6 protein-coding genes are annotated in these 6,679 nt (G+C 31.5%); 3 read left to right on the top strand and 3 right to left on the bottom strand.

Annotated features, from left to right (window positions below):
• The first annotated feature begins 12 nt into the window (after positions 1–12).
• From GSY74_RS07630 to GSY74_RS07620, 3 genes are read left to right on the top strand one after another with little or no spacing between them, the layout of a single operon-like run.
• Entirely contained in the window at positions 13–771 is a 759-nt protein-coding gene (locus GSY74_RS07630; protein WP_164664506.1) for a polysaccharide biosynthesis/export family protein, read from the top strand.
• Entirely contained in the window at positions 771–3,293 is a 2,523-nt protein-coding gene (locus GSY74_RS07625) for a polysaccharide biosynthesis tyrosine autokinase (protein ID WP_164664505.1), read from the top strand. Before GSY74_RS07630 ends, GSY74_RS07625 begins: the two co-directional genes overlap by 1 nt.
• Positions 3,293–4,015 carry a tyrosine-protein phosphatase gene (locus tag GSY74_RS07620; protein WP_223157506.1) on the top strand — a complete coding sequence of 241 codons (723 nt, stop codon included), beginning with the start codon at positions 3,293–3,295 and terminating at the stop codon, positions 4,013–4,015. The genes GSY74_RS07625 and GSY74_RS07620 overlap by 1 nt, the downstream gene beginning before the upstream one ends.
• Before the next feature lie 7 nt (positions 4,016–4,022).
• Here the strand turns inward: GSY74_RS07620 and GSY74_RS07615 are convergent, their stop codons facing one another.
• The 3 genes from GSY74_RS07615 to GSY74_RS07605 all read right to left on the bottom strand — a co-directional run.
• Positions 4,023–5,144 (bottom strand): hypothetical protein, encoded by a 1,122-nt coding sequence (locus GSY74_RS07615; RefSeq protein WP_164664504.1) that lies wholly within the window; start codon positions 5,142–5,144, stop codon positions 4,023–4,025.
• Positions 5,132–6,301 carry a polysialyltransferase family glycosyltransferase gene (locus GSY74_RS07610; RefSeq protein ID WP_164664503.1) on the bottom strand — a complete coding sequence of 390 codons (1,170 nt, stop codon included), beginning with the start codon at positions 6,299–6,301 and terminating at the stop codon, positions 5,132–5,134. The genes GSY74_RS07615 and GSY74_RS07610 overlap by 13 nt, the downstream gene beginning before the upstream one ends.
• Positions 6,288–6,679 (bottom strand): hypothetical protein (locus GSY74_RS07605; RefSeq protein WP_164664502.1); only part of this gene is annotated, 392 nt, incomplete at its 5' end. The genes GSY74_RS07605 and GSY74_RS07610, both read right to left, overlap by 14 nt.

Raw genomic sequence — 6,679 nt, 5'->3', positions numbered from 1 at the left:
ACAGGAGTAGTTATGAAATCTCTAATAATAGCTTTTACAGTTCTCTTTTCAGGGTGCAGTATCAAGGAGTATAAACTTTTTCAAAATGAAGATCCATCATTGATGAGTCAAGCACAAGATATAAATATAAGTTATGATAGTAAAATTGTATCTGATGATATTCTAAAAATAGATATTTACAATATGAACCAAAAAGCAAATATACTAAATGGTTCAGCTATTGCAAACAGTCTAAGTGCCTCCATTAATAATGAGTATATTGTATCTACAGATGGGACAATATATCTTCCTCTTCTTCAAGAGGTAAAAGTTAAAGGTTTAACAATTAAAGAGTTAAATAATAAACTCACAAAAGAGTATACGCGTTATCTCAAACAGCCTTATATTAAAACATCCATCAAGAACCATAAAGTGTTTGTCTTAGGTGAGATAGGAGGCAAAGGAGTTATACCTATTGTTGGGAATAGTATATCTATTATAGAAGTTATCAGTAAAGCGGGAGGATTCACAGACCATTCATTAAGAGATAGAGTTAGAATTATCAGCAAGGAAGAGGGAAAACATAAGATGAGAACTGTTGACTTTACGAAACTAAGTATGCTCAATACAGATAATCTCATGTTGAGAAATAATACTATTGTATATGTTGAACCAAAAGGTACAAAAGCTATCAAGGTTGGAATCCAAGACTATCTGCCAATCATTCAATCAATCACTGCTATAGCAGGAACAATTTTAACCTTTGATTATCTCTCAAATGGAAATGATTAATGGAGGATAATCAACTTGATATACAGAGTATTATTTTAGTTTTACGAAAAAATATTTTTTTAATTCTATCTATTACTATACTATTTGCATCTGCTGTAGCGATATATGCTCACTTTTTAGACTACACATATAGTGCTAGTGCAACCATCTCTCTAGAGACTAAGGAGCAGTCTAATATGAGAGCTGTACTTCCCTCTTCTATATCACTGTTAGATAATACAATGAATGAACGACTTAAGCTATCTAGGCTCACTATTAAATCAAAAAAGTTTATTAGTACAATGATTGATAAGGTTAATATTAAGAGAGACTATTTTATTAAAAAAGATTTTAAAAAATTTGAAGTTGAGAAGTTTACAGATCACAAGATAGATATCCTCTATCATAATGAAAATTTATATGGAGAATTTTTTGAGATAATACCTTTGAGTAAACATCGATTTAGACTAAAGGTTGATTCTATAGATTATAGTTATGTCCATAGCTATAACAGTGAGATAAAAAACATACACTTTACCCTAAGAGTAATAAAGAGTGAAGGAGTAGACCTTTTTGTTGACTCAATGGAGAACAAAATTCATAAGTTTTTATCTTTTTCAGATTTTACTAGTTCAATATCTAGCTCTCTTACAGAAAAAAGTTATTTTTTTAAAACCTTTGATAGAAGTACACAAATTGAGAAAGTTATAGAGAGTATAAATATACTGACTCTATCTGATGAGATAATGAAAATCACATATGAAGACAGACTTCCTATACGAGCAAAAAGAGTTATAAGTGAGATAGCAAAAAGCTTTATTGACTATGACCTAAAAAATAAAACAGTTGAACTAGAACAGACACTGGAGTTTTTAGATAGGCAAATTATAGAGGTTAAATCGAACCTAAAATCCAAAGGTAGTAAACTACAGAAACATCAACAGAAAAATAGCGCATACTTTACAATGGGAGACAGTTCTAGTATGGCAGAGATAATTAATAAGAGAAAGGAATCTGTAGATAATATAACTATGCAACTACAAGAGATTGAAGCTTTCATATATAGTTTAAAATCCAATAATACCTTAAGTACTGTCTCTTTAGCTAGTACAGGTGTTGATATATCTTCTATTGGGTCTCTAATTGAAAGTTTTAAAAGTAGTGACGAGAAGTTAAGAGAGTTTAGATTTCAACAAAAAGATATTAGTAAATCTATTACATCAGATATGCAACTTATTGCACTTATTAATAGGCTTAAGGAGGAAGAAATATCTGCATCAACTCTACTAGTAGGTTTTACAAATGAACACCCTCAAGTAGTAGGGCAGATGGCTACTGTTGATAAAAGTAGAGATAGAATTCATGAAAAAATTGCAATAAATATTGAGAAGCTACAGAGAGATAAGGAGATAGCAAAATCGACAATCTTGACTAATATTTTGATGGTTAAGAGGAATTTAGAGTCAAAAATTAGACTCTTAAGAAGTGATATAAGAGGCAAAAAATCTATTCTCAAAGCTCTTCCTGCAAAAAAACTAATTAATCAAGAGTTACAAAAGAGCTTCTCTTTGAGTGAAGATGTTTACACTTTTTTATTACAAAAAAAGATAGAGATAGAGATGTCAAAAGCATCAACTATAGCAAATACTAAAATTATTGAAGATGCATATATAGCAAAATTTCCTATAAAACCAAATAAGAGAAATATAGTTCTTTCAGGGCTTCTATTAGGACTTATATTAGGAGTTGCTTATGTTGTATTGAGACTACTTTTAGATACAAAGATAAGAGAGATAAAAGATATAGAGGCTCTAACAGATGCGCCTATATATGGTACTCTACCACTAAAAGATAACAGTAGATTTTTCAAAGAGGCACTTAGAAATATTCGTACAAATTTACAGTTTGTTATCTCTGAGGATAAAGAGTGTACTACGATTTTAGTCTCTTCAACAGTTGCTGGAGAGGGAAAAACTACTATTGCAGCTGGTTTAGCAGAGGTTATTGCAGCAGCGGATAAAAAGGTATTGATTATGGATTTGGATCTTAGAAAACCAAGATTATATAAGGAGTTAAAAAGAAGTAATAAAATCGGAATGAGTAATTTTTTGACAAATGATATAGAACTAGAGACTATTATCCAAAAACTTAATGATAATCTTGACTTTTTTCCAGCAGGTTCTATTCCTCCAAACCCTTCAGAGCTTCTTATGAGTAAAAAATTTGCAAAGGTAATTGATGAGCTAGAGAGAGATTATGACTATATTATCTTTGATACAGCTCCAATTGGTTCTGTAACTGATGCAAATATGATTTTAAAACATACTGATATACTACTTTTAACTGTTAGAGCAGATGTAGCAGAGAAGAGTTATCTTAAAAACTTTAATAAAATGGTTATAGATAAAAAGATTAAATCATCAGGTATTGTTCTTAATGGGGTGAAGTTATATAAAAATAGAGGTTATGGCTATGGCTATGGATATGGCTATGGTTATGGCTATGGTTATGACTATGGATATGGAGAAGAGAAGAGTAAGTAATGTTCTCCTTTTTCTCAAAAAAAAACAGGCTTTTAACCCCTATTGATATACACTCTCATCTGATTCCTGGAATTGATGATGGTGCTAAAGATATGGAAAGCTCTATAGAGCTTATAAAAGCGTTACAAAAGATTGGATATAAAAAGCTTATTACTACTCCTCATATTAGTGATATGTTTCCCAATAGCCATATGAAAATCTTAGAGGGATATAACGCTTTAAAAAGAGAGTTGATTAAACAGGGAATAGATATAGATATTGAAGTGGCAGCAGAGTATTATGTAGATGAGTATTTTGAGGAACTTTTAGAGAAAGAAGAGCTTTTAACTTTTGGAAAAGAGAACTACTTACTGTTTGAATTTTCATATTTCACACCTCCACATGATATTGATAATCTAATCTATGATATAAGACTAAAAGGCTATACACCTATTTTGGCACATCCTGAGCGTTATCTCTATTGGCATCATGACTTTGATAAATATATAGAGTTAAAAGAGAATACAGATGTTCTGTTTCAGATTAATTTAAATTCAATCTCTGGGTACTATAATAATGATATTAAGAATATTGTTGAAAGATTGATTAAAAATGGTATGGTAGATTTTGTTGGCTCAGATACACATCATATGACACATATCAAAAGTTTAAAAAATAGCCTAAATCAAGCTTCTTATAAAAAGATATTTAAATATAATAATATCTTAAACAGTACGCTTTAAAAATATCTCAAATTTTCAATCTGAATGGCTTCAAAATAGCACGAATAAGCTTACGCCCTCTTGGAAGTATATATCCCTTGAAATTGACTCTATACCTATAAAATCTATCAGAAAAGTACCTCTTCTGCTCCTCTTTTAGCTCCCTAAGTGTCTGCTCCACTTCACAGAACTCTCCTGTTTTTGGAGAGATATATCGTGGAAAGAGAATAAGTGTCGCAGCCACCAACTCATCAAGAGAACGAACAGCTGTTCTTCTCTCACACCTGCGATAATCCGTAGTTAATCCCCATCCTGCATAGAAAGGCATACCGTAAGTGTAAACTTTTTTCCCACGAATCAAAGCATCAAACCCTGCCCCTGATGTGAGAGTATGCACCTCATCACTCACCGCGATACAGGAGTCTATGCTTATCATGGTCTGCACCTCATTGGTACAACTCTCTATAATCTCTTTAGCTATACTCCCTTTTCTATTACCTGAAAGCACATCGGGGTGAGGTTTATAGATGATATAGGCTTTTGGATTTCTCTCTTTTACCATCTGTAGCAAATCACTATTATTCAAGCCAAATGCCCCAAACTTTATAGACATATCATCTTCTACTTGTCCAATGACCAGTATCACCTTGTCATACCTTGCTCTATCTATCTCTATTTCACTGTGTTCGAGATGGTTATATTTGGAAAACTTAGAGGCTACCACCTCTGCTCTAACTTTTTTTGCTCTCTCTAGTAGCTCATTTGAAAAATCATGATTTTCCAGTAGATACTCCAAATCTGATGGTTTTCGTGGGTCAAAGTAGATACCCCTAGAGTCAATGCCCATTGAGTATGGTTTTGCAAATCCAGACCCTAGTGCGACAGAACGAATAAAGGCATCCTCTATGCGATAGATGGTCATGCTGTTCTCTTTGGCATACGCTTCTACCTCGGGGAACTCTATGATTCCATAGATAAAGATATTTGATTGACTCTCTAATCCTTTATCTAATGCTTCATCCAACGATTTACAGATAAACTTTTGGTTATTGGGTGCATAGAAAAATGGCTCTATCTGCATCATTCGCCATGGGGAGAAGTTGAAGAAGTAGAGGTTTCCTTGGTTTGAGGGATAGGTTATTGGTGACACAGAGACTCCTCATCTTTAGTTTGATATAAACAGCACATATTCCACTCATAAACAGCTATACCTTCATCTGCAAACAAGCTGTATATTAAAGAGGAAGTTTTTCCGATTTCACCCTCCATGGGGAACTTAAATGCCTCTACCTTTGCTGATGGGAAAAGTTTTTTTATCGAAGAGAGTGCTGTTGATGTAAATGATGCTATATGAGTTATATTAATTCTATTATCTAAAACATACAGTTCAAATGCTATATCAGGTTTTAATATCTGTAGATTATATTCATCCATCACTTCTATCTCATCAAGTAAATTTTTATTTTCAGCTCTATGAGGAATATAGATGATGCTTTTGTTTTCTTGTTTATATTTTTCAAATATTGTTTTTAAGTATCTTAAATACTGTTCACTACTTATATCAATTACTCTATCCAATGGTTGACCAAGAAAATAAATCGTATCATCTTTATTGGTATCACTACTTAAGTTATACTGCTCCCTTAAAGCCTCAAATTTATGGGTTATGATAATCTCATCTTGATATTGAGGCAGTTGAAACATGGTGAAAAAATTGAGTTTCATCTTACGCATATCATTCTTATAACCATATAACAGAAGATATGATTTTCTAAAATTATGATAGAGTGCAAACTTTAGTTTTTTCAGTCTCCCTTTTCTCTCTTTTTCAGAAAAAGCAGTAATATATTTTTTATAACCTTCTGTGTTGGAGCTATAGAGTTCATTATGAATTGATATAGTATAGACACCATCATCTATTAAAAATAGCTCTTCATATCCAATATTGGCAATAAATCGTCGCATATTGGCACCAAAAAAACCGACAAAAACTCTACGGTAATGCTCTTTTCTAAGCTCCTTAATCAAGGTAATATTTAAATTGATATAGCTTTTTGCATCTCCTTTATCCAAAATAACTAACTTATCATAATCAAACAGGTGAAGTTTACTTTTTAAATGTGTCTCATCTTGGTTTTTATCCCCATAAAAGAGTAAAACTAGTGTGCAGTTCTTAGCATTAAAATATCGCTGTGCCTCAACAGCAGAGAGAAGTTGAAGCAGTGTACTAACCATAAAAAGATTCTTTTCACCTTTATCAAAATCTTTTTTTCTCTTAATAATTAATTTTGTTTCAACTCTCTTCATTTAATATATCTTTCATCTCTATGATTCTTACATCTTCATTTTGATAATATTTATAGATAAGTTCTATATTTTTTCGATGAGACTTATCTAAAAATTCTGTATCAATTCTAAATGCTTTTGTATCTGTATCTGGAAAAAGTTTGCGTATATTAAATAATGCTGATGTAATAAAAGAGGCAACTTCATTGGGATATATATGATTATTTAAAAAATATAACTCTATAGATTCATCTGGTATTAGTAAATTTATCCTATCAGACTCATCTATATAGTTTGCAATCTCATTATCTATCTTTTCTAATCTATGAGGAACAAATAAAACTTTTTTATCATGATAGTACTCAAATATATAAATTAGATAATCATTATAGGTCTCTT

It is taken from the genome of Sulfurovum sp. bin170 (assembly GCF_010892395.1).
Taxonomy (GTDB): domain Bacteria; phylum Campylobacterota; class Campylobacteria; order Campylobacterales; family Sulfurovaceae; genus UBA1140.
Note: the sequence above shows the minus strand (reverse complement) of the source record. Positions and strands in the feature narration are given on the sequence as shown.

Excerpts from the sequence above, each read along its gene's own strand:
- GSY74_RS07630 (WP_164664506.1), top strand. The coding sequence starts at position 13 with ATGAAATCTCTAATAATAGCTTTTACAGTTCTCTTTTCAGGGTGCAGT.
- GSY74_RS07625 (WP_164664505.1), top strand. The coding sequence starts at position 771 with ATGGAGGATAATCAACTTGATATACAGAGTATTATTTTAGTTTTACGA.
- GSY74_RS07620 (WP_223157506.1), top strand. The coding sequence starts at position 3,293 with ATGTTCTCCTTTTTCTCAAAAAAAAACAGGCTTTTAACCCCTATTGAT.
- GSY74_RS07610 (WP_164664503.1), bottom strand. The coding sequence starts at position 6,301 with ATGAAGAGAGTTGAAACAAAATTAATTATTAAGAGAAAAAAAGATTTT.